Raw genomic sequence first — 23,222 nt, 5'->3', positions numbered from 1 at the left:
AATCATGGATGAGGAAACACTACTCGAACAGTATCGAGCCGGACAAAAAAATTTTAAAGGGCTTAATTTAAGGAGTGCTGAACTAAGTCGTGCGGACTTAATTGGTGCTAATTTAAGTGGTGCAGATTTGCAAGACTCTAACTTTGTTTTAGCCTATTTGAATGGGGCTAATTTTTCCCGGGCTAATCTGAGGGGAGTTAGGTTTAATGGCGCTATTTTAAATAAAGCCAATTTAAGTAGTGCTAACCTGAATGATGCCGAATTTCATGGCACAAATTTACAAGGAGCAGATTTTCGGAAAGCCAATTTAGCCTTAGCAACCTTATTAGATGCGAACCTGATTCAAGCGGATTTAAGAGGGGCAAATTTACAAGGGGCTGACCTGAGAGGAGCCTGTTTACGGGGGGCTAATCTGCGCTATGAACCCAGAATTTATGAAAGCGTGAATTTGCGCGGGGCTGATTTACGAGGAACCGATTTACAAGGGGTAAATTTGACCGGGGCTGATTTAACTCGGGCGAATTTAAGCGGAGCTAATTTAACAGAAACCGTCTTAAAAGGAGCAATTTTAAGTCAAGCGAACTTAAGTCAAGCCAACTTACAATCTGCATTTTTAACCGAAGCAAATCTCACCGAAGCTAACTTAATTGGAGCGAATTTAAAAAAAGTTAAATTAGAACGGGCGATTTTAATTGATGCTCAATTACCCGGGGTAGAATTGTGTGATGCCATTCTCCCCGACGCTCAACTGAGTAATGCTAATTTAAGTAATGCCAATTTGAGTCGAGCCAATTTAGTTCGTGTCGATTTAACCCGAACTAATATGAATGGAGCCAATTTCACTCAAGCGGATTTAACCGATGCTTCCGTTGCTCGAACTAATTTAAGAAATGCGAATTTAAGTTATACCTATTTAACTCGTGTAGAAATTAGTAGTGCTAATACCGCCGGAGCAATTTTGCATGGTGCAATGATGCCTAATGGTGAAATTCATGACTAAGAATTAATGCCTTTTTTGCCATCTTGTCGCCCTAATTCATAAATTCCCCCACTCATACAAGCAATGATTCCCACACTAATTGACCAACTTTTATCTAACCCTATCTCAATACCCCAATTACATAAAAATCCCATAATTAAAAAAGGAACAATACTAAACAAAGACGCATAAAAAGCATTTTGAGATTCTCGATTTTTGCGAGTCCGTTCATATTCAGCTTCCGAGGTATATAACATTCTTTCTGCATAATTAAACCAACGGTTTAATTGATGGGTGACCCATTCACCCACGGGAGAAAATCCCCAATATAATGCTAAAGACCAGAGGGTTGCCCCGGCAATCAATTTGGGGTCAAAATGGAATTGGAAGGGAAAAATATCGAACAACATGGACATAAAATTTAAGATATGACAGAGGTTTCCCTATTCTAATTGAAAAAATTGCTAAAATAGATAGAGAAGTTCTAATCCAGTGATATGAACATTATTCGTTTAATTGCCGCTGTGTTTTTGCCGCCCTTGGGCGTTTTTTTGACCGTTGGTTTTGGGGGGGCTTTTTGGCTGAATATTCTCCTAACCCTACTGGGATTTATTCCTGGGATTATTCACGCCGTTTGGATAATTGCCAAAAACGATCAAAATTAATCTAGGTCTGCCTAAATTTCTCCTGTTTTTATCCTCATTATAAAAATGGGAGGAAGTTCTATTAATCAGTTATCAAGTATCCCGATTATCAGTTATCAGTTATTCATGTTATTCTGATGAAAAACCATAAAACCCTGACCACCTAAGCCATAATGGAAACACTAACTGAAAAAATTCTGATTCAAAAAACAGAGGATTCCCGTCTTTCTTCTGAAACTTTACACAATATTCCCTTTGGTCGAATCTTCAGTGACCATATTTTTATTGCTACCTACAATAACGGGACTTGGCAAGACCTTAAAATTATCCCTTATGGTAATTTAACTATGGCTCCAGCCATGGCAGTTCTGCACTATGGTCAGGCTGTTTTTGAAGGGATGAAAGCTTATAAAAGTGCCACGGTCGAAACTTTAATCTTTAGACCCGATGCTAACTTTAGACGGATTAATCAATCGGCTCATCGACTTTGTATGCCCCCGATTCCTGAATCAGTTTTTATGGAAGGATTAACGGAATTAATTCGTTTAGATTCCGGTTGGATTCCTGAATCCGAGGGAAGTTTATATATTCGGCCTTTGTATTTTGCCAACGATGAATTTATTGGTTTAAAACCTTCAACTCACTATACTTTTATTATTATGAGTTGTCCCGTAGGAGCCTATTATTCTGAACCAGTTAAATTAATAGTCACGGATAAATATATTAGAGCCTGTGAAGGGGGAACCGGGGCGGCGAAATGTGCTGGAAATTATGCCGCCAGTTTATTAGCTGATAAAGAAGCTAAAGCCTTGGGTTATGATAATGTGATTTGGCTCGATGGTGTCCACAAAAAATATGTGGAAGAATGCGGAACCATGAATTTAGCATTTGTGATTAATAATGTGGTGGTAACACCTCAATTAACCGGAACCATTTTAGAAGGAATTACCCGTGATAGTGTGTTAAAGTTATTCCGAGATCAAGGGGTAGAAGTGGAAGAACGGTTAATTTCTATCGAAGAAGTGGCAGCAGCCCATGACCAAGGGATTTTACAAGAGGCTTTTGGTATGGGAACGGCGGCTACTATTGCCCAGGTTTCTAAAATTGGATATCAAGGACGGGATTTAGTTTTACCTCCGATTTCTGAACGCAAATATGCCCCATCTATTTTAGAACAATTGGAAGCCATTAAAACTGGTAAAGCACCCGATCCATATAATTGGATTTGTAAAATTTAACCGAAAAAGGTGGGTCTGAACCCACCCCACACAGACCCTACCGAAACCTTGATTAATATTAAATTTCGGATTTATAGAAGGGAATAGAAAATAGGAAGCAGAAAGAAAAAGAATGAAACCTATAGATTTGGGCATCAGTTCATGGTTAAAATTGTCTGGTCAGATTATATTCAGTATCGAGCTACACTGAGAGGTTTTGATCTTGAACAAATTGAAGAAATTTTAAGATTTTCAGCAGAAAAGTATTATGATAGTGCTACAAGCCGTTTGGTGGTAGTGGGTAAACACAACAATGACTTGGTTTTGATTCCTTATGAAGAAAATCCAGATTTAATCATGCCTGTGACGATTCATGTAACCACTCGGCAACAAGTGCGATTTCGTTTAAAAACTGGGAGATTTGTAATCTATGAATCCTACAAAAATGACTTATTTTGAACAAGAAGATATTCTGCATTTGAAATTTTCAGATGAATCGGAAACTGGAAGTATTGAGATTAGCCCTAATATGACGGCTGAACTGAATGAAGATGGGGAATTAATTGGACTAGAAATCCTTGAAGCAAGTGCTTTTATCCGGGATGTAATTTTGGAGTCTGCCCAAGGAAAACTATTAAATTTTTCTTCAGCTAAAGTTTCTTAATTTTCAATTTCATGACCTCACGCTATCTGTTATACAAAGATTATGAATCCGGCTTAAATAATAACTTAATGGGGTTAGAAATAGCCGTAGGATTAGCCTATTTAACCCAACGAAAGTTAGTCTTTTATGGTTCCGTGGGAGAGGATAAAAACATTTTACCTGTGCGGGGTGGCTATTTTTTATCGGTTCCTGAAAGTCGGAAACATATTATTAATATTGACCAACTACCAACGATTTTAGATTTAGTTGACAAACTTCCTATTCCTATTTTAAATTATTCGGAATTTTTAGCAGAAACCCAAGGAAAAAATCTCAGTCATTATCAAAGTCAGGTTAGATTAGTTAATGCGGTTTTTGTTCCGAATAATATTATAATTGACCCCAAGGTTTTATCGGATTTTGCCGAAAATCGAATCATTGTACAGGACGTTGAACAGGATATTTTAGAATTTAGTGCCTGTAATTTGGCCTATTATTCTCGCTTTTTTTATCTGCCTTCCCCGACGTTCTATTCCCTGATGGAAGCGATTAAATTTAAACCCATTTATCAGAATTTAGCCGATAAAATCTCTCAAACCCTCGGACAATATAATGGGATTCATATTCGTCTGACAGACTATCGCAACTGGATTCCCCATCGAGAAGCCGACCATCCCTATTTAATCTTAAAAACCCTAAAAGAAATTTTTCCACCGGAAGAACTTTTATTAATTTGTACCGATGAATCAGAGAATATGGATTTTTTTAACCCAATTTTAAAATACTATAAAAATGCTATTTTTATTGATCACTTTATTATTGCAAACTTTCAAAAAGAATTTAAAAATTTACCTTTTACCGATGAACAAACCCTGGGATTAATTTGTAATTTAGTGATATGGAATTGTCAGCAATTTGCGGGTAGTTTTCGCAGTACCTATACCGGAATTATCCATAGAAACTGGTTTAGAAACCAAATCAAAAAGCAACTTAACCCCTCTCAATTAACCTTTAAATTTGTAGAAAGTGGTTTATCCCCTGGAGAAGTCCAGTTTCATCAAGGTTCCTATGCAGAAATTAATCCTGGTTTTTTTAGTTGGAATCGTATTCATCTCCCCGTCGTCACAGAAATGAAATCCTGGTGTCGAGAATGGCCAGAATCCGTGTGTTTAACCCTCTAGGATACTGAAAGGCAACTCGTTAAGGGGAATGGTTGTCTATTTGCACAACTTAAAGAGTAAAATCTTCTTATTCACTATTTTTGATTCAAGGAGACTCCATTGAAAAAGCTATTATCAGTCCTTATTTTAAGTTTTCTATTATTAACATTCCTTTTGCGCGAACCCGCATTAGCAGAAGGAGTTTTAAGTGGGTCTACCATTTTTTCTAACTCCTGTGCAGCTTGCCATATTAACGGAAATAACGTTATAGTTGCTAATAAAACTCTAAAAAAAAAAGCGTTAACTAAATACTTAAAAGGATATGAAGAAAATCCTCTGGCTGCAATTATTAATCAAGTTACCAATGGTAAAAATGCCATGCCTAATTTTAAAAGTCGATTAACGGCTAGAGAAATTACCACCGTTGCTGCCTATGTTGCTGAACAAGCTGAAAAGGCATGGTCGCCATTACAATAAATTTCCTTAGATCATAATTCATAATATTATTGGATTAAATTTCCCAGTTTAATTCAAATATCTGCTATCTTGGATATCAAAACTCTGCTAAAAATCTTGTGAGTCACGAAATTCTGGAAATCTCGGAGTTGCCTGATTCCATACCGTACTTCCATCAGTCAAATCTGTATAGAAAAATTCAATGTTTACACAAGTTCATTTGACAGAGCGACATCATCATATTCTCTGGGCAACGATTCGTCACTATATTGCGACGGCCGAACCCGTGGGCTCTAAGGCTTTGGTGGAAGAATACAACCTCAAAGTCAGTCCCGCCACTATTCGTAATGGCATGGGGGTCTTGGAACGGGCTGGACTCCTGTATCAGCCCCATACCTCCGCCGGACGTATCCCCTCCGACTCAGGGTATCGGATTTATGTTGATAAACTGATTACCCCCTCAGAAACTTTTGCGGATGAGGCGCTGCAATTGTTACGCGAACAACTCAATTTAAAAAACTGTAGTTTAGAAGCGGTTTTGCGGGGGGCGTCACAAATTTTATCAACTTTGAGTGGTTATATTACCTTAGTTACACTCCCGAAAACCGTCACTACCCGGTTACGACATTTGCATTTGGTTTCTATAGAACCTGGGAAAATTATGTTAGTTGTGGTGACAGACTCCTATCAAACTCAGTCCAGTTTAATTGATTTATCTCCAGCCAATTCTCCCTCGGATTCTCAGGCTATGGGAGTTAATCTTTTACCCGAAGATCAAGAGGTTTTGGAACAGGAATTACAACTACTTTCTAATTTTTTAAATGCTCAACTCAGAGGTAAATCTATTTCTGAACTTTCGATTTTAGATTGGAGTGAATTGGATCGAGAATTTCAGTGCTATTCTGACTTTTTAAGGAAGTTATTAACGGATTTAAGTTTTCGCAGCCAAACTCCAGAATATACCCGCATTCTAATTAGTGGTATTGCTGAGGTTCTACATTTACCTGAATTTTCTCAATTGCAACAGGTGAAAACTTTGATGCACTTATTGGAAGAAGAACAGGAACAATTATGGCCGTTAATTTTTCCTAATCCTAAACAAGAACAACGGGTTACGGTTCGCATTGGGTCGGAAAATCCTTTAGAACCGATTCAAGGCTGTACCTTGGTTTCTGCACCCTATCGACGGGATAATATTCCGGTCGGAAGTGTGGGAATTTTAGGCCCGACTCGGATGATGTATGAAAATGCGATCGCCGTGGTTGAAGCCGCCGCCGATTATTTATCTGAGGCACTTAGTTAATCCTTAATTATTGGATTTATGATCGGTTTAGAAACCTTAAAACATAGTTTATCTTCCTTTGTTCATCTTCTAGGATTTTGCTTAGAAGCAATTTCGGCTTTTTGTATATTATTGGGATTAATTAGTACCTTAAAAATTGCCCTGGCAAGTTTCCGTCGTCGGCAAATTTTTCCGTTTATAGAATTACGGCTTAATTTTGGCAGTTGGTTAGCTTTAGCCTTGGAATTTCAATTAGGTGCGGATATTCTGTTCACAACCGTTACACCCTCTTTTATTGCTTTAGGTCAGTTAGCTGCTATTGCTGTAATTCGGACATTTCTAAACTATTTCTTGAATAAAGAATTAGAAATGGAAACCAACTTTCAGAATAAATTAAAGGAGCAATCTTCTCTAAATCATAGAATATGACAGCAAATTCTGACATTTTAAGACAAGCAGAAATAGCAATTACTGAGTTTGAAAATTCAAAAATATCGGGGGTTTGGACGGGATTAGATCAACAACAAATTATTGCAGAATTGCGATCACATCTGGTTAATCCTTTTAATATTAATCAAGGCACTCAACCATTTTGCGGCCCAGCAGCAATTGTTTTTGAACTAATTAGAAAAAATCCCCTTGCCTATATTCAAATCTGCCGTAATTTGTTCCAAATTGGAGGATTTCATACCCAAAATAATCGCTGGATTTCTCCGCCTCAATGGTTATCAGAAAGTCCTTTAAATTTAGAAATTTCTCAAATAGACTGGATGGTATTATCCACCCTCAGAGAGTCGGAAAATATTATTTTTTCTGTAGATCCTAATGCACCTCAACTGTTAAGAAACTTAGCCGGAATGACTAAACCTTGGGAGATGGCAGGATGGATTAAAGAAATTTTAGGTTATCAAACCGTTAATTATAGAAATGCTTACTTATTTGGGGATTTAGAAGCAATTGAAACCGCAAATCAGATGATTAAATCCGGTGGTGTTGCCTTCGCCTTAATTAATGATTCCGGTTTACTCCTAAATCAACCGCCCGTTTTTCCCTATCCGAATCATTGGGTAGCTTTATTAGGTGAAATACAGATTAATCAAAACAGTAATTTGATTCATTTTAATGTTTATACTTGGGGACAGGAAATGCAAATTACTGTTGATTTAACAACTTTTAAAACCTATTTTTGGGAAGTAGTAACTGGAATTTAAAGTCAACTTTAATTAACTTGAATGTTACCAATTAATGAATTTGTAATAATCCGTTTTACTCCCAGATTAACTAACTTTTTAAAATCCTCTAAATCATCCACCGTCCAAACCACAATATCTACCCCCTGATTTCGACTCTGGGTAATTATTTCAGGATGCTCTAAAACCACAGGATAATCTATGGTTAAAATAGCATTTCCTTGATTAATAGCTGTTTGTAATTGTTGTTCAAATTGCTTAAAATCAATTAAAAAATATCCCAAGGTGATTTCTGGACAATAACCACGAATTTGGTCTAAAAATCCTTGATTAAATGAAGTCATAATCGACTTCTTAATCAAGTTATTATTAATTAAAAAATCTCCTAAATTTTTGATTTCTAATTCTGACCATTGATGATCGGGTTTAACATCAAAATATAAAAAATCTTTAACCGCTTGAAAGGTAGCGATCGCATCTTCCAATGTCGGAATACTTTCCCCGGCAAATCTTTCCGCAAACCACCCTCCCGCATCTAATTCTTTTAATTCTGCAACAGTTTTTTCAGAAACTTTACCCGATATTCCCGTAATTCGGTTTAACTCTTGATCATGAAAAATAACCGGAATTCCATCCGCAGAAATTTGTAAATCAAATTCTAGGGAATTTGCCCCCTGTTGCAACGCAGCATTAAACGCCACTAGGGTATTTTCAGGCGCCATCACCGAAAAACCTCGATGGGCAATAATTTCTAAATCCATAATTTTACCTCTATTTTTACTATAATTAGTTTGCCACAATTCGACTATTTAAAAACCTTTCAACTGTTTGATTAAAACCTTCAGCTTCGACTAAAAATGACCAATGATTTCCCGCTACACGCTGAATTTCTAACTGAGTTAAATACTGTTTATAAGGTTTTAATTGCCAGTCCATGCGATTTACGCCTTTTTCCGGTTGAATTAATAACGTAGGAATATCAATATTTTCGGTTAAACCAGGAACTTCCATCACCTGTTCAAAAATTTCATTTCTAGCAGCAATTCCAAATTTACTTCCCCAACTTCCATCGGTTTTTTGTTCCATTCCCGATATAAATAATTCCTGTTGTAAATCACTCCATCCCGAAAATTGAGCTAATTGTTTAGCCAGATCTTCCGCCTGTTCAAAACTCGTAAATGGCCCAATTAATTTTAAGCAATCTAACTGACGATATAGAATTGGTAAAGTTAATTTAAACAAACCAGGAAGTTTCATAATAAAAATCGGATCAACTAAGATCAGACTATTAAACCTTTCGGGATTTTGTTTAGCCCAAATTGCTGCCATTTTCCCCGTCCAAGAATGCCCTAAAATATGGGCTTTTGACCAGTTTAGATGCTCCATTAAGGCTTCTAAATCTTCAATAACTTCGGTAAAAGTATATCCGTGATTGGGTTTACTACTTTCTCCGTGTCCGCGCATATCCGGTGCTATAATATGATAGCGATCGCTTAATTTTTCCCCTAATTGTTTCCAGACTAACCCCTGATCTGCTAACCCATGTAATAATAAAATATTGGTGTCTGAGGAATTATTAATCCCAGAATCCCATTCTAAATAAGATAGATTAATTTTTGATAACGATAGGGTTTTTCTAACACAACTCATGTTTTATCCTCTTAAAATAACTAGACATATAAAACGTTGTTGGGCTTTAGCCCCTCCTTGCGCTGAAGCGCAACAACGGGGTTTCTTATATTTAGCTCCTCCTTGCGCTGAAGCGCAACAACGAACTTAAGTCAAATTTGGAAATGTGTTATGGAAGCATCTACAGACTGGCAACAGGTTAAAGCCTCTTTTAAGAAAATTTGGGGTTATGATGATTTTCGACCGCCCCAAGGGGAAATTATTAAGAGCTTATTAGATAAAAAAGATGCTTTAATTGTCATGCCAACCGGAGGCGGAAAATCCATCTGTTTTCAACTTCCAGCACTATTACAAACTGGATTAACTTTAATTATATCTCCTTTAGTGGCATTAATGGAAAATCAGGTGCAAGAACTTCAAGAATTGCAACTTCCCGCCGCCTTAATTCATAGTCAATTAATGCCCCAACAACGACGAAAAACTTTAAGTTTGGTTCAACAAAATCAATTAAGACTTCTCTATCTTTCCCCCGAAACTCTATTAAGTTCTCCCGTCTGGAGTGTGATTTCTCAACCCCATGTTCAAATCAATGGTTTAATCTTAGATGAAGCTCATTGTTTAGTACAATGGGGGGATACTTTTCGCCCAGCTTATCGACGTTTAGGGGCTATTCGTTCGACATTATTAAAACTTAAACCAAAAGGAACAAAAATAGCGATCGCAGCCTTTACCGCAACCGCCAATCCCGATGCTCAAGACACAATTAAACAGGTTTTACAACTGCAAAAACCTCAGCAATTTCTATTGAGTCCCTATCGATCTAATTTAGAATTAAATATTAAAACAGTTTGCACTCCCAAAGGACGACAACAACAGTTAATCCAATTTATTCAATCGCGAAAAAATCAGACAGGTTTGATTTATGCTAGGACTCGTAAAGACTGTGAACAATTAGCCCAATGGTTACAAACCGAAAACTATTCAACTGTTGCTTATCATGCGGGGTTGAGTTCAGAAGAACGTCGAAAGATCGAAAAAGATTGGTTACAGGAAAAGATTAAATTTGTAGTTTGTAGTAGTGCCTTTGGTATGGGAATTAATAAGAGTAACGTGAGATGGGTATGCCATTTTCAAGCCCCTTTTTTATTGTCTGAATATATTCAAGAAGTGGGACGGGCGGGGAGAGATGGGAAACCTGCGATCGCCTTAACTATTATTAGCGAACTTACGGGGTTTTTCTATCCTGAAGATAAACAACGACAAAAATATTTAATCGAAAACCTAGAAAAACAATATCAATCAGCAAATCAATTAATTAAAAAACTTCCAGCAACGGGAAACATAGAAACTCTATCTGAACAATTTAAAAATAGTGCGATCGCCCTTTCTATTTTACACGCCCAAGGACGATTAATCTGGCATAATCCCTTTGATTATGAAATTCTATCTAAACCTGCAAAATTGAATCAAGATCAAAATAGTAAAGCCATTCAACAAATGAATCAATACTTAAAAACCCGTGATTGTCGATGGAAATTTTTATTACAATCTTTTGGGTTCAACCTAGATAATCAGTTTAAACGCTGTGGTCATTGTGATCGGTGCAAATCTTCTCGTTAATTATCATAAATAATCAATATCTTAATCTGCGATGGCGTAGCTGTCGCAGATTAATCATACCCTAATTCAGCAACGCCACTTTCCTATTTTGTATTCCTTGCTATTGAGTTTTTATGACCCATTCTAATATACCATCCGCTAAGGTTATTGCTAGTTTTTGTTGTTCTTGGGGGTTAACAATCCATTCAAATTCTTCGGGATTAATCATAAATCCTAATTCTAATAACAAAGATGGGGCAACGGTCGGACGAGTTAAGGCTAAATTATTCCAAAATACGCCATAGGAAGGACGGTCAAGTTTGTTAACTAAATATTCATGTAAAAACACAGCTAAATCGTGGGCTTGAGGGTTATACCAAAAGGTACTAAGCCCTTTTGTTTTGATGGCATTTCCATTATCGGGTAAGGCGTTATAATGAATAGAAATTGATAGATCTGGTTCCTGTTGATTAATCATTTTCACCCGATCTTGAGGGTACAAATCTTCATCACCGTTGCGGGTCATAAATACCGATGCACCGCGTTTAATTAGTTCGGCTTCTAATAGTTTAGAAACCACTAAATTAACATCTTTTTCAGGATATCCCGTCGGCCCTTTTGACCCTAAATCATTGGGGCTACCATGACCGGGATCAATTAAAATTTTTAACCCCGATAAGGGTAAATTCGATTGGAGTTGGGGGGGATTTTTCAGAGATAAAACTAAAGTTGTACCCTCATAACGGAGTTTATAACCCCATTGTTGTTTGGTTTTAAAATGAAATGTATATTGCACCGCATTTTGTGATTCTCCGAGGGGAGATAAAATCGGTTGCCAATCCATACGCGAAATTAAGGGATTATCATTAAACCGAATCGTATCGGTTTTTGCTGTTGTGTTATGCAGGGTTAAAGTTAAACTCTGATCCTCTTGTTTAACAGTGATTGGTACTGGTACTTGTAGGGGGAAAAAAACCTCTAACCAATCGCCAACTTGACGAGAACTAGCACTTCTAATTACGGAATTAGGGGGAACTGACTCGCTGGTGATCCGGGTTTCACTGGCTTTAATCCACCCCCCATAATCAAGACGTAAATAATCTCCTTGTCGTCCGATAATCGTGGCACGGGTTCCCTTGGGTAAAGGAGTTAAACGGGAATGATCGCTACTGGGGCCAGTGCGGGCTACCCCTTCATCTACAATGACTTCAGCTACTTCAAATTGAATCGGAGAGAGAACAGAAATTTTTCCCGTTGCCAGTTGGGTAATGGTTTGATTATTCAGGGTTAATTGATATTTCGGTTGACCTAAATCCAAGGAGTTTTGGGAAGCAGAAAATGACAAATTCTCAGCAATTTTTCCACATCCTTGATATTTTAAGGTATCAGATTTTATGGGTTGATTAGTTCCGGTTAAAACCGCTTTGTTATCGGGTAATTCTAATCTCTGAGACTGGGGAGATAAAGATAGAATTTGTCCGGCTAATTCAACAGAAACCGTTGATTTTTCCGGGGCGATCGCACTAAAACAAATTAACTCCCCCGGAAGGATGGCCAGATTCTCGGAGGGAGTCAATGAATCATTGAAAAAGCTGACCGGATCTAAAGAATTTGCTTCCGTCGCAATTCGAGTAATATTAAGTTTGATTTTTTGATCTTTGTAGCGTAGAATAAAATTGTTTTCCCCAAGTTGCAATGGAAATGTGGGTGCAAAGTGACCAGCTTGGCTTCGGGGAATTACTTGACCATTAATTGAGACTTCTCCATCGGGTGTTGCTGTTCCAATCAAAAAAATACGATCAGATGTTGTTTTGTGATCTGGTGGCGGATAGGCAATATATAAAGGTTGTTCCGCCACTGTTGAAGATACCAAAGCCATACTGATTAGCGTCGTTAGTCCTAGCATTTGTTTCATTTTACTAATCACGGGCTTTCTTCCTGCCATTTGATCCATCAATCCTAAATTTTAATCCACTTAGGGGGGTCTAATTTTTCTGACCCCACAAGTCAGATAGGATTTAATTCTATCTGGCTTTAGTGTGCTGTTTTAAAGCATACCCCTGTTTTTGTTTTTTCAAAAGGCAAATCGCAACCAACGATTGAGAGTGTTGATAGAGCGATCGCACAAAGAAGGCTGGGGGATGCCTTGATTTTCACTTTCCCATTGGTCGATTAATTGCCGACCCAGGGGAGTGAGGCGAAAACTATCTGTAATCCCCTGACCATCAACTTCTCGACGCAGCACCCCCACCTGAATCAGCCATAATAGGGTATTTTCTGCGGCTAGTTCGGTTAGGGCGATGCGGGTATAGGTAGAATTGACTCCAGACTCCCCGGCAATTCCAGTCAGACTGACACTGTTAAACCGGATCGTGGTGAACAGTAGCAGTTGAAAGGGAGAACACCGGATCGCCCGTTCAGCCCGTTTTAAGGTGCGTTCAGAATATTGAATTGAAGACTTACCAGGAGATTCCAAAACGGTCATAACGCTCGTATGGGATAATTTTGACGTTCTTTTTGTTACTGTATCCCATCTCAAGGGTTAAGAGCGAAAGAATTGATGGCGATATAATACCATCTCACCGTGGTCGGGAACCCAAGCCACCCATTCATCCTCAGTCACCTGACATAAGAGCAACGCCTGATCATGGCTATAGATTCCAGGTCAGGAATAAAAGTTGACATCCTCCCGACACAATCAGCGAAGCGTTAGTGCGGGTCTTCTTACTCCCATTTTTGATAAAAACTCTAAAAAAATCACCACCACCACTAACCACCCAAGGATTTAGTGGCGATGGAATCAATAAGGTTGAACTTTAAATCCAGAACAAATTAATATAAATCTTCCTCTTTATCCGTCTCAATTACACAATCGGAAGTGGGGTAAGCTACACAGGTTAAGACATATCCTTCTTTAATTTGGTTATCATTTAAGAAAGCCTGAGCCGATTGGTTAACCGTACCGGATACTATTTTACCTGCACAGGTAGAACAAGCACCAGCACGACAAGAAGATGGTAGTTCTAGTCCGGATTCTTCTGCTATATCTAAAATGAACTCATCATCAGGGACTTCAATCGTATTTTCGTCGCCTTCTTTACTTATCAGTGTGACTTTGTAAGTAGCCATGTAGTGATCCTCTCACGAATTTTGATAAAAACTCTAAAAATCCCCGACAGCAAGCAAAATCTTGATTAGGATTTGTTGACATCGTGGAATTTTTTTCTCTTTAGACAGTACGAAAAAAAGCCAACTTTGTAAATTTTAAGGCGGGTTGGGGGTCAGATTAACAGGTGAAGTCAGGGTATTGAAGTAACTAAACTCTTAATTTCTAAAAACCCAACTTCAGCCCGTCAATCCTTTATGAATTCAAAGACTAACGCCGATAATACCCATCACCGTTGAACTTTGAACAGACACGCCAATGACTAGGCTGTCATTTCTTCTTCTTGGTGAGTCAGGATCACAAGATCAGAAGTGGGGTAAGCCACGCACGTCAAAACGTATCCTGCTTCGAGTTGCTCATCCTCTAAGAAATTCTGATCGTCTTGGTTGACTGTACCGGACTCAATTTTAGCTGCACAGGATGAGCAAGAACCTGCACGGCAGGAATAGGGCAGATCCATACCTGCTTCGTCTACCGCGGCATCCAAAATATAGACATCATCAGCGACTTCAATGGTTTTCTCGCTGCCATCGTCGGGATTTTTCAATGTGACTTTATAAGTAGCCATGTAGTGTTCCTCTCGTTAATTTCGATAAAAATATAAAAATCCCTTATACAAACCAAAAGCATTAATGGGCTTTTGCTTGCATCACAGATTTTTTTCACCTCTCGATATTAGGAGAAAAAGCGGAAGTTGTAAAACCTTGTCAACCTAGATTTAGAATGGGATTTATTATAAATTTTTCTAATTACATCTTGATTACTTATATCTAGTTCCCTTGTCCCTAACTCTGTTATCATGACTCAATCTTTATTTTTTTCTGTTGGTAAGGCTTCCCATCCCCTGCAAGTGGGCATCGTTGGTACTGGATATGTGGCAAAAATGCGGGCGGCGGCTTTAATTGCTGATCCGCGATCGCAGCTTGTGGCCGTTACAGGTAATACCCCGGCCTCCACCATTGCCTTTAGTCAAGAATTTGATGTGACGGTATCTGCATCCTGGGTTGATTTAGTCGAACGGCCAGATATTGATCTGGTGATCATTTCTACGGTTAATCGAGATCATGGCAAGATTGCCCGTTATGCTTTAGAACATGGTAAGCACGTTGTTGTTGAATATCCCCTGAGTTTAGATCCCGATGACGCAGAATCTTTAATTACTCTGGCGCGAGAGAAAAATAAACTTCTCCATGTTGAACATCTTGAACTTTTGGGAGGACTGCACAATGCCATCAAAGCGTCCCTGGCGGCTATTGGTCAAGTCTTCTATGTCCGTTATGTCACGATTAACCCCCAACATCCGACCCCCCCTAAATGGACATATCAGCCGTCTTTATTTGGTTTTCCCATGACTGGGGCTTTGTCCCGTTTGCATAGATTTACTGATTTATTTGGGACGGTAGCTAGTGTCAATTGTCAAGCCCAATATTGGAATATTGAACCGGATCTTTATAAAGCCTGTTTATGTAATGCTCGGTTAACTTTTAGTAATGGTATCCTCGGAGAGTCTGTTTATGGGAAAGGGGAAGTTTTTTGGCAGTCTGATAATACTTTTACCCTCTATGGTGAACAGGGAACCTTAATTTTTACTCCCGAAAAGGGTCAACTAATTCAAAACGATACTATTCAAAATATTGAGGTAGCTCCTCGTCGGGGATTATTTGTTAAAGATACCCAGATGGTTTTAGATTACCTCTATGAAGGAAAGCCGCTTTATGTTACTCCAGAAGCGAGTTTATATACCCTGAAAGTTGCTGAGGCGGCGCGACAGTCGAGTTTATCGGGGGAAACTGTCAAGATTCATTCTGATATGAAATCTTGAAATCGGTGCTACATAAGTTCCCTAAACCATGCGTAGAGACGTTGCATCCAACGTCTCTACTTAATCATTAATGTTGTAAAACTCTCCCCAATTTGGGCTATTTTTAGGTCTATCCCTAACTCAAAATATCTATAAACTCCTGCACAATCTCATCGGGTTCTTGATTGCACCGATTACAGTCATAATAGTGGATAATACAGATACCCTGAGTTTCAAAAAGGCGATCGCGCCCTTCAACTTTTGCTATATTAGGTTGTGATAATAATTCCAGAATCCCCCATTTACCTTGATTAAAAATTGGAAAGTTTGCTTCTTGATTTTGTCTACCTTCTGGTAATGCTTTTGATATAGAGTAATCTGTGTATCTGCGATCGCCCTTAACAACTTGCAATTCTCCAAGCATTCTAAGAACTAGAAAGTGCTCCGAAGGTGGACACATTATGGTTGATTTTTGTTTTTCTAAAGTGGGTGATTCTGTTATCCTGATCAAAAAACTACTAGAAACTCACCCACCCTAGACCTATCATTTGTGTTTTTCTAAGTATTTTTGTACTCCTTTCCCCATATCTATTAAATTGGGTTCGAGTTTACTTCCTAGAATTTGTTCAAATAAACTGGCTAATTGAGTTTTGAGAAAATCGGGAACTCCATCTATTTTATTCGGGTCTAATTGAATTTCGCCTCTGGTTTGAATTAGGGTGTGGTTTTTATCTTCTAAAAAGGTGTTTTTCCCTGAACATTGGAATGCTTCTGTAAAGGCTTGGGTTTTAATTTTCCAATCCAAGGTAAAGTCTTGATTATTCCAAGTGTCGTATTCTGTCCAACGGAGTTTATCCTGTTTTAATATATTCTCAATCAGTGCGGGGATATCTTCATCCGATTGCCAATCATAAACAGTATAAACCGTATCGGCTTCTACTCGATGAGAGACTAATTTAACATCATTTTTATTGGGTAATGAGTTGACCACATCCATTAAATTGTCTCTGTAGGTACTAAAAACCAGGGGACGAGGGAAGGGAATTTTGATGTCGGTGACAAGTTTCATAATTAATCAGGTAAAATAGTTCTAATTTAATATTATACACTTTAAAAGTATTGTCCTCACTGCGACCAAATGTCCAGTAATTTTTACCCATTAGTGGTAAATAGCGATTACCACCTTCGGTATGTAAGACTAAATGGGGAGTTGGTTCCAATGTCAAAATCACTGGATAGAGAGCATTGGGGGATTAAAAAGCCACACCGAATATTGCCACAATTTTGAGGGGCTGGGTGCGGAGGCCAAGTCCGCACGTTCAAGGGTCTAGCACTGAGTCACCGAAAGCTCCGATTTAGATAAAATTGCTCCTTGCTGTTGCAGGTAACTGAGTAAATCTAAACTTATATTAATTGCACCCGTCAAATTAGCGTCCTGAACCGTTGAATCCTTGAAATTAGCATCTTTCAAATTAGCTCCTTTGAGGTTCCCATGATTCAAATTCGCTTCCACCAAATCGACTTTTAATAAAGTGGCTCGACTCAGATCAGCATAACTCAAATTTGCCAAGGATAAAGTTGCCCCACTCAAGTCCGCCCCACTCAAGTCCGTTCCACTCAGGTCAGCCCCGGTTAAATCCGCTCGGGTCAGGTTAGCCCCACTGAGGTTAGATCCACTTAAATTAGCACAGTAGAGATTAGCACCAACGAGATCGGCATTGTATAAATTCACCCCAATCAAGTTAGCCCGAAATAGGTTAGCCCGAAACAGGTGACATCGAAATAGACTGGCCCCACTCAAGTCAGCATTATTAAAATCAGCCCGAAATAGGTCTGTATCCCGAAAATCCCGCTTTCCAGAGGCATAAGCCATTAAAAGTTCTTCAGCCGTCATATTTTATCTTTTCAAGTCTAGGGTTTATTATTCTATTGTCACCCAAAAATAGGCTATCAAGCCCCGTCCTTCTACTTAAGCTTTGAATCTCTCAAATTCTATTCGTAAGAGTGTCAAAACTCCCTCAAATCAATGCTAATCTCTACAAAAGTGGTAAATTGGTGTTTTGTCAGAAGGCATCAGAATGTTAAAGACGGATGGTTCAGCCGTTTCTGCATTTGCAGACTTGCTCACATAATTTATGAGGTTCATATCAGATGAATAAAGAACAACTGGTTCAAGCCACAGCCATTAAAGCTGGTGTTACTAAAAAACAAGCGGATTTGATTGTTTCAGCCATTTGTGAGTCCATCATGGAAGCGGTGGCGGATGGGGAAAAGGTGACTTTGGTGGGTTTTGGGTCATTTGAGGCCAGAGAACGTAAAGCCCGTGAGGGTCGTAACCCCAGTACGGGTGCACCCATGACCATTCCGGCGACCACTGTTCCGGTGTTCTCGGCAGGTAAGGCCTTCAAAGAGTTGGTTTCAGGGGTTTCTGACGAAGTGGCTTAAGCCCTGAGTCGAATTGTCCTTATTTTCATTTTCAACGAAGAATCTGAGATTATTCCGGTTTTGGTTTGACGTTTTTTTGCTATTGCAATTTTTTATAACTTTTCCCACGCTACACTAATTTTTTTGGCGTGGGATTATTGTTAAAATGGGACTCAAACTTGATCCGGTTATCTTAACACTCGGAGAGTGACAGAAATGGATAGATAGTTTTGGATAGGTTTAACGGAGAGGATAGTAGATTAACGAAAAAAGTACATTTCAAGATACGATAGGATTATGGCTACTATCGATATCCATGGCGTAAAACATAGTTACGAATTGACATCACCAACCTCATCGGGTGATGTACTTGTGTTTATTCATGGGTGGCTACTGAGTCGTCACTATTGGCAACCCGTAATCGACCTGTTAGCCCCCGAATATCAATGTTTATCCTACGATTTACGGGGATTTGGTAATTCTCAATTGTTGGCGGGAAACCCATCACACGCTATTTATACCCCCATTTCCTACGCCGAAGATTTAGGGATTCTATTACAAACCCTGAATATCAAAAATGCCTGGTTAGTGGGTCATTCCCTGGGGGGGACGATTGCGCTTTTAGCAGCAGATAAACTCTCGAAACAGGTGAAAGGCGTTATTTGTATTAATGCTGGGGGAGGAATTTACCTGAAGGAAGAATTTGATAAATTTCGTTCCGTGGGAGAAAAAATTGTTAAATTCCGCCCCCGATGGTTGTGTTATTTACCTCTGTTGGATTTAATCTTTACCCGTGCTCAAGTGGCTTGTCCCATCACCCAACGCTGGGGACGCCAAAGGTTAATTGATTTTGTCATCGCCCATCCCGAAGCCGCATTAGGGGCGTTATTAGATTCCACTACTGAAGCGGAAGTTCATCGTTTACCCCAGGTGGTTTCCCAACTTAGCCAACCTGTTTATTTTTTGGCGGGATGCCAAGATTTAATTATGGAGCCTCAATATGTTCGCCATTTAGCCAGTTTTCATTGGCTATTTCGTCAGGGGGATAATAATGTGATTGAAATTGACAATTGTGGGCATTTAGCTATGCTAGAACAGACTAATATTGTTGTTGATCATATCAAAACTATTATGAATCAGTGTTGTATTCGGAAAAAGATTGAAGATGATTTTCTTGACCATTAATTTATCTTTCTTGCAACTGAACACTACGGTTTAATTGGTTCATTGCTAAAGAAATTAATAAATTAATTGTCAGGTAAGTTCCCATAATAATTAACATGACTTCAATCGCTTTTCCGGTTTGATTAAAAGTAGTTGTGGCAACATTATAGATATCCGCATAAGCAACGGCGATCGCTAAACTGGAGTTTTTTACTAAGTTTAAATATTGACTATTTAAGGGCGGAATAATCACCCGCAGGGCTTGGGGAAATACCACTAACTGCATGACTAAACCGGATTGTAAACCCAAGGAGCGAGCCGCTTCCCATTGACCTTTGGAAACAGATTGAATCCCCGCCCGCACAATTTCAGCAATATAAGCCGCCGTATAAACTACTAAACCGACTAAAAGGGTTGTAAATTCAATGGTAAGTCGTAATCCTCCTTCTATATTATTGGTTGTGGGATTAAATATTGGAGTTTGCCAATTTAATCCGATAGTTAATATTAATAAAGCTATGATACCAATGATTCCCAAACTGATTAATTGAATTTGTCCCGATTCTCCCCTTTCGATCATGACTTTGATGCGTTTTTTTGATATAATTAAAGCTGCGATCGCACAAATCAATAATACCACAAATCCAATTATTCCTTGTATTCCTGACGGCCAAGGCATAAAAATTCCTTGTTTAGAAAAGAAAATCGAATTTAAAAACACAAAACTTTCCTTGATAGGCGGAAGTTGCACAAAAACCCCATACCAAAAAACCAGTTGTAATAATAGGGGAGTATTTCTAACAATTTCTACATAAATAAACGCTAATTTACGCAAAAGCCAATTATCAGAAAAACGGGCAATACCAACAGTAATTCCCAATAAAGTTGTGAGAATAATTCCAAAAAACATTACCCGCAGAGAATTTAATAATCCGGCGAATAAAACCCGAATATAAGGATCTGTGGGAGTATAGGGAATTAAACTATCGAGAATATTAAATCCCGCCGATGTTCCTAAGAAACTAAAGCCAAAACCACTTCCGGTTTGTCTGAGATTTCGAGTTAGGTTTCCACCCAAAAGAGCAAATACACTAACCACAATCACAATCACTAAAACCTGCAAAGCAATTCGCCAAAATCGGTCATCTCGCCAAAGAGGAATTTTCTGATCTCTATTGCTCATATATTATTTATCAAGTATCAATATTATTAGTGTAGAGACGTACCATTGTACGTCGCTACATGGCTATTAACTGACTTTAGCGTAAAGGAGGAGAATACATCAAACCCCCATTTGTCCATAGGGCATTTTGTCCCCGGGGCAGTTTAAATTGTGAACCTTGACCTAAATTGCGTTCGTAAACTTCACCATAATTGCCAACAGCTTTAACCGCATTAGCCGCAAAATCATTACTTAATCCGGCACCTTTACCGAGGTCGCCTTCTGTTCCTAAAAATCTTTTAATATTAGGGTTCTCACTGGTTTTGAGTTGATCCACATTCCCTTGATTAATTCCTAATTCTTCGGCCTCAATTAAAGCATAAGTTGTCCATTTCACCACATCAAACCAAGCGGAATCATTATTAACTGTTACCGGGCCCAGGGGTTCTTTAGACATCGTAACATCCAAAAGAACATGATCGTCGGGATTAGGGAGGGTACTGCGACGGGCAACCAATTGGGACTTATCGGAGGTCATCCCTTGACATCGACCTTCTACATAAGCAGCATAAGCCGGGTCAGCTTGCTGGAAGGTAACGGTTTCAGCCTTGATATTTCTTTGACGCAGGGCATCAGTTAGGTTCAGTTCGGTAGTTGTTCCCGCCTCAACACAAATAGCTTTACCTGCTAAATCTTCCAATTTAGTAATCCCACTATCTTTAGCAACCATCATCCCCTGACCGTCGTAGAATGTAGTCGGGGCGAATTCTAAGCCAACGGAGGTATCACGGCTAATTGTCCAGGTGGTATTTCGAGAAAGTATATCGACTTCCCCCGATTTTAAGGCTTCAAATCGTTCTGTAGAATCCAAATTGCGATATTCAACCGCATTCGGATCACCAAAAACGGCGGCGGCCACGGCTTTACAGATATCCACATCCAGACCCGAATATTGGCCAGTTTCATTCACAAAGCTGAATCCGGGAATTTTGCCATCAACTCCACAGATGAGTTTTCCCCTTTGCTTGACAATATCAAGACGACTTTGGCCTGTTCCTCCTTTAGCAGCCGTTGAGTCTCCCCCAGAGGAAATTGTAGCAGTGTTCGTAGGATTCGATGATTCACAGGCTGTTAGGGATGCAACTAACAATAGGGTTGCTACCAGTAAAGAACCAAATTTGTTCATAGTTTTATATTGTAGGTGTATGAGTTAGACAAGTTGACAAACCATAACCGTATTGAGGTGATTCACTCTCAAGGAGCGACCTCAAACGCTTTCATCTTACCAAAGAAATGAGTCTAATCACTTTTAGACAGTGGAGTGTCAACTTAATCTGATAATTTTCCATACAACCCTTTAAGAAAGATGCCCCCATAGTTATACTTTCACAGAATTTGAAACTATTGGAATATGGAGGTTAAGCCGAAGCATCTCCAGATAGGCGGGCTTCTGCCATATCTCGAATTAAAGCAATCCGAGAGCAGATATAATCCTTTAAGAGATCGGCTTCTTTAGCGTTAATGCCAGCTTGTTTTTTCAACTGTTTGACTAAACACTGGACAAGACTCGCATCATCAAGATCAACCAAAGTGGATGCTTGAGTAGTTTCTACCAGTGACCAAAGTTGACGAAGCATTGTAGGAGTCATAAAATCTCCGATGGATGCAGTTTTGTTAGTTTCTATACAGAAAATAACAGTGTTTTTCTGAGTGATTTAGAAAGTGCCTTCGCCATTTAGGAGAAGACTTAATACTTTCTTCAAATTTCAAGAATAACCGAGTTTTCTCAAATTGCAAGCAAAAATATACAAGATGTCACAACAGGTACAATTCTCTTAATCCTTTGCATTAAATCTTGACAAATATAGCAGGGAACACCGGAACAGCCCCCCCAAACCCTGCGTGCACGGGGGGGCTAGGGAACAGCCCCCCCAAACCCTGCGTGCACGGGGGGCTAGGGAACAGGGGGAAAAGACTTCACCGTCTGGGTTCCAACATCCGTCTGGTGTTCTAACACCCCAGGCACTGTTGCTATACCTCCCCGACTCCCCCTATTTCCCCTTACTTAGTTGATTCTGAGGGAATTCCAACTCGTTTGCGTAGGGATTGGGCCCGATATTTTGCGGTTTGATTATCGGGATCATTTTTTAATGTTTCTTCATAGGCCTCTAAAGCCTGGGCCGTTAGCTTTTTCTTTTCGTAGGCATAACCCAAATTATTAGAAGCGGAGGGGTAAATGGGACTTAACTTTAAGGCTTCTTTATATTGACGAATGGCAATATCGTATTGTTCTTTAGCTAGATGGGCATATCCCAAGGCATTATAAATCATGGCTAGGTTTTCAGGAGCTTCATCTTCCCCGGCTTTTAAGGCTTTTTGTAATACGGTAACGGCTTGGGAATAGAGTTTTTTATCATTATAAATACTTCCTAATTCATAGTATTCCTGTGCGTTTCCCTGTTCTTTTGATAATTTAGTTTGTAGATCAAAAAGGGTGCTTTCTATCCGACGGGTTTTAATAATTTGACGAATCACAAAGACAATGGCGGCTGCCAGTAACCCCACTAACAGTAATAAATAGGCGATGGGAAGGTTCTTATCCATAATTTTAAAAGGAGAGTTTTTTCAACACAAAGGTGAAGGATCGAATTAAATCTATCCTTCACCTTAGCTAACAATGGGCAATTTTGTCTATTCAGTTGAACA

The 23,222-nt window shown here is 39.0% G+C and carries 28 protein-coding genes; 14 read left to right on the top strand and 14 right to left on the bottom strand.

Features of this window, described 5'->3' with window-relative positions; all coding sequences use genetic code 11:
• Positions 1-4 precede the first annotated feature (4 nt).
• Positions 5-1,000, top strand: a complete 996-nt coding sequence (locus NMG88_RS11615) for a pentapeptide repeat-containing protein (protein ID WP_042155166.1) — start codon at positions 5-7, stop codon at positions 998-1,000.
• Here the strand turns inward: NMG88_RS11615 and NMG88_RS11610 are convergent.
• The gene (locus tag NMG88_RS11610; protein ID WP_026788224.1) at positions 997-1,389 is read right to left on the bottom strand and encodes a hypothetical protein; all 393 of its coding nucleotides are present in this window, start codon (positions 1,387-1,389) and stop codon (positions 997-999) included. The two genes, NMG88_RS11615 and NMG88_RS11610, sit on opposite strands and share 4 nt — an antisense overlap.
• Before the next feature lie 87 nt (positions 1,390-1,476).
• Here NMG88_RS11610 and NMG88_RS11605 point away from each other — a divergent pair, with 87 nt between their 5' ends.
• The 9 genes from NMG88_RS11605 to NMG88_RS11565 all read left to right on the top strand — a co-directional run bounded on the left by NMG88_RS11605 (position 1,477) and on the right by NMG88_RS11565 (position 7,592).
• The gene (locus tag NMG88_RS11605; protein ID WP_036831247.1) at positions 1,477-1,644 is read left to right on the top strand and encodes a YqaE/Pmp3 family membrane protein; all 168 of its coding nucleotides are present in this window, start codon (positions 1,477-1,479) and stop codon (positions 1,642-1,644) included.
• A 152-nt stretch (positions 1,645-1,796) separates the two neighbouring features.
• Positions 1,797-2,861: a branched-chain amino acid aminotransferase gene (locus NMG88_RS11600; protein ID WP_042155167.1), complete on the top strand. Its 1,065-nt coding sequence runs from the start codon at positions 1,797-1,799 to the stop codon at positions 2,859-2,861.
• A gap of 141 nt (positions 2,862-3,002) precedes the next feature.
• Complete coding sequence (locus NMG88_RS11595) at positions 3,003-3,299, top strand: hypothetical protein (protein ID WP_026788222.1); 297 nt, start codon at positions 3,003-3,005, stop codon at positions 3,297-3,299.
• Complete coding sequence (locus NMG88_RS11590; RefSeq protein ID WP_233423078.1) at positions 3,286-3,504, top strand: DUF2283 domain-containing protein; 219 nt, start codon at positions 3,286-3,288, stop codon at positions 3,502-3,504. Before NMG88_RS11595 ends, NMG88_RS11590 begins: the two co-directional genes overlap by 14 nt.
• An 11-nt stretch (positions 3,505-3,515) precedes the next feature.
• Positions 3,516-4,664, top strand: coding sequence for an O-fucosyltransferase family protein (locus tag NMG88_RS11585; protein ID WP_227350910.1), 1,149 nt, complete (start codon positions 3,516-3,518; stop codon positions 4,662-4,664).
• Between the two features lie 99 nt (positions 4,665-4,763).
• Positions 4,764-5,120 (top strand): cytochrome c6 PetJ, encoded by a 357-nt coding sequence (gene petJ / locus NMG88_RS11580; RefSeq protein WP_042155173.1) that lies wholly within the window; start codon positions 4,764-4,766, stop codon positions 5,118-5,120.
• Positions 5,121-5,301: 181 nt separating this feature from the next.
• Positions 5,302-6,402, top strand: coding sequence for a heat-inducible transcriptional repressor HrcA (gene hrcA, locus NMG88_RS11575; RefSeq protein WP_026795024.1), 1,101 nt, complete (start codon positions 5,302-5,304; stop codon positions 6,400-6,402).
• An 18-nt stretch (positions 6,403-6,420) separates the two neighbouring features.
• A complete protein-coding gene (locus NMG88_RS11570; RefSeq protein ID WP_042155175.1) occupies positions 6,421-6,810 on the top strand; it encodes a DUF1622 domain-containing protein in 390 nt (129 codons plus the stop codon).
• Positions 6,807-7,592, top strand: a complete 786-nt coding sequence (locus NMG88_RS11565) for a hypothetical protein (protein ID WP_026795023.1) — start codon at positions 6,807-6,809, stop codon at positions 7,590-7,592. Before NMG88_RS11570 ends, NMG88_RS11565 begins: the two co-directional genes overlap by 4 nt.
• A gap of 8 nt (positions 7,593-7,600) precedes the next feature.
• On the opposite strand, the gene NMG88_RS11560 is transcribed toward NMG88_RS11565, so the two are convergent.
• Positions 7,601-8,332 (bottom strand): glycerophosphodiester phosphodiesterase, encoded by a 732-nt coding sequence (locus NMG88_RS11560; RefSeq protein WP_026788215.1) that lies wholly within the window; start codon positions 8,330-8,332, stop codon positions 7,601-7,603.
• A gap of 25 nt (positions 8,333-8,357) precedes the next feature.
• On the bottom strand, positions 8,358-9,221 hold the full coding sequence (locus NMG88_RS11555) for an alpha/beta fold hydrolase (RefSeq protein ID WP_026788214.1): 864 nt from the start codon (positions 9,219-9,221) through the stop codon (positions 8,358-8,360).
• Positions 9,222-9,371: 150 nt separating this feature from the next.
• On the opposite strand from NMG88_RS11555, the gene NMG88_RS11550 reads away from it, so the two are divergent.
• A complete protein-coding gene (locus NMG88_RS11550; protein WP_027249813.1) occupies positions 9,372-10,820 on the top strand; it encodes a RecQ family ATP-dependent DNA helicase in 1,449 nt (482 codons plus the stop codon).
• Between the two features lie 100 nt (positions 10,821-10,920).
• Here NMG88_RS11550 and NMG88_RS11545 read toward each other — a convergent pair whose 3' ends face one another.
• From NMG88_RS11545 to NMG88_RS11530, 4 genes are all read right to left on the bottom strand, one after another.
• Complete coding sequence (locus NMG88_RS11545) at positions 10,921-12,714, bottom strand: N-acetylmuramoyl-L-alanine amidase family protein (RefSeq protein ID WP_254035812.1); 1,794 nt, start codon at positions 12,712-12,714, stop codon at positions 10,921-10,923.
• Between the two features lie 159 nt (positions 12,715-12,873).
• On the bottom strand, positions 12,874-13,284 hold the full coding sequence (locus NMG88_RS11540; protein WP_026795018.1) for an Npun_F0494 family protein: 411 nt from the start codon (positions 13,282-13,284) through the stop codon (positions 12,874-12,876).
• 347 nt (positions 13,285-13,631) lie between these two features.
• On the bottom strand, positions 13,632-13,928 hold the full coding sequence (locus NMG88_RS11535) for a ferredoxin (RefSeq protein WP_042155180.1): 297 nt from the start codon (positions 13,926-13,928) through the stop codon (positions 13,632-13,634).
• A 299-nt stretch (positions 13,929-14,227) separates the two neighbouring features.
• Positions 14,228-14,533, bottom strand: a complete 306-nt coding sequence (locus NMG88_RS11530) for a ferredoxin (RefSeq protein WP_227350913.1) — start codon at positions 14,531-14,533, stop codon at positions 14,228-14,230.
• Positions 14,534-14,764: 231 nt separating this feature from the next.
• Between NMG88_RS11530 and NMG88_RS11525 the strand changes: the two genes are divergently transcribed.
• Positions 14,765-15,787, top strand: a complete 1,023-nt coding sequence (locus NMG88_RS11525; RefSeq protein ID WP_227350914.1) for a Gfo/Idh/MocA family protein — start codon at positions 14,765-14,767, stop codon at positions 15,785-15,787.
• Between the two features lie 115 nt (positions 15,788-15,902).
• Here the strand turns inward: NMG88_RS11525 and NMG88_RS11520 are convergent, their stop codons facing one another.
• The 3 genes from NMG88_RS11520 to NMG88_RS11505 all read right to left on the bottom strand — a co-directional run bounded on the left by NMG88_RS11520 (position 15,903) and on the right by NMG88_RS11505 (position 17,660).
• The gene (locus tag NMG88_RS11520; RefSeq protein ID WP_042155186.1) at positions 15,903-16,190 is read right to left on the bottom strand and encodes a hypothetical protein; all 288 of its coding nucleotides are present in this window, start codon (positions 16,188-16,190) and stop codon (positions 15,903-15,905) included.
• Positions 16,191-16,310: 120 nt separating this feature from the next.
• Entirely contained in the window at positions 16,311-16,835 is a 525-nt protein-coding gene (locus NMG88_RS11515) for a hypothetical protein (RefSeq protein ID WP_254035430.1), read from the bottom strand.
• A gap of 258 nt (positions 16,836-17,093) precedes the next feature.
• On the bottom strand, positions 17,094-17,660 hold the full coding sequence (locus NMG88_RS11505; RefSeq protein WP_027249805.1) for a pentapeptide repeat-containing protein: 567 nt from the start codon (positions 17,658-17,660) through the stop codon (positions 17,094-17,096).
• A gap of 257 nt (positions 17,661-17,917) precedes the next feature.
• Between NMG88_RS11505 and NMG88_RS11500 the strand changes: the two genes are divergently transcribed.
• Positions 17,918-18,211 (top strand): HU family DNA-binding protein, encoded by a 294-nt coding sequence (locus NMG88_RS11500; protein WP_026788361.1) that lies wholly within the window; start codon positions 17,918-17,920, stop codon positions 18,209-18,211.
• 276 nt (positions 18,212-18,487) lie between these two features.
• Positions 18,488-19,375, top strand: a complete 888-nt coding sequence (locus tag NMG88_RS11495) for an alpha/beta fold hydrolase (protein WP_043937882.1) — start codon at positions 18,488-18,490, stop codon at positions 19,373-19,375.
• 1 nt (position 19,376) lies between these two features.
• Here the strand turns inward: NMG88_RS11495 and NMG88_RS11490 are convergent, their stop codons facing one another.
• From NMG88_RS11490 to NMG88_RS11475, 4 genes are all read right to left on the bottom strand, one after another.
• Complete coding sequence (locus NMG88_RS11490; RefSeq protein WP_227350915.1) at positions 19,377-20,537, bottom strand: amino acid ABC transporter permease; 1,161 nt, start codon at positions 20,535-20,537, stop codon at positions 19,377-19,379.
• 76 nt (positions 20,538-20,613) lie between these two features.
• Entirely contained in the window at positions 20,614-21,702 is a 1,089-nt protein-coding gene (locus NMG88_RS11485) for an amino acid ABC transporter substrate-binding protein (RefSeq protein WP_254035429.1), read from the bottom strand.
• A 232-nt stretch (positions 21,703-21,934) separates the two neighbouring features.
• A complete protein-coding gene (locus NMG88_RS11480; RefSeq protein ID WP_026795009.1) occupies positions 21,935-22,165 on the bottom strand; it encodes a hypothetical protein in 231 nt (76 codons plus the stop codon).
• 412 nt (positions 22,166-22,577) lie between these two features.
• Complete coding sequence (locus tag NMG88_RS11475; RefSeq protein WP_026788365.1) at positions 22,578-23,120, bottom strand: tetratricopeptide repeat protein; 543 nt, start codon at positions 23,118-23,120, stop codon at positions 22,578-22,580.
• Positions 23,121-23,222: the final 102 nt, after the last annotated feature.

This window comes from Planktothrix agardhii, from assembly GCF_904830935.1.
In the GTDB taxonomy this organism is placed as follows: Bacteria; Cyanobacteriota; Cyanobacteriia; order Cyanobacteriales; family Microcoleaceae; genus Planktothrix; species Planktothrix agardhii.
The sequence above is the reverse complement of the archived record's forward strand: the minus strand, read 5'-3'. Positions and strand labels throughout refer to the sequence as shown.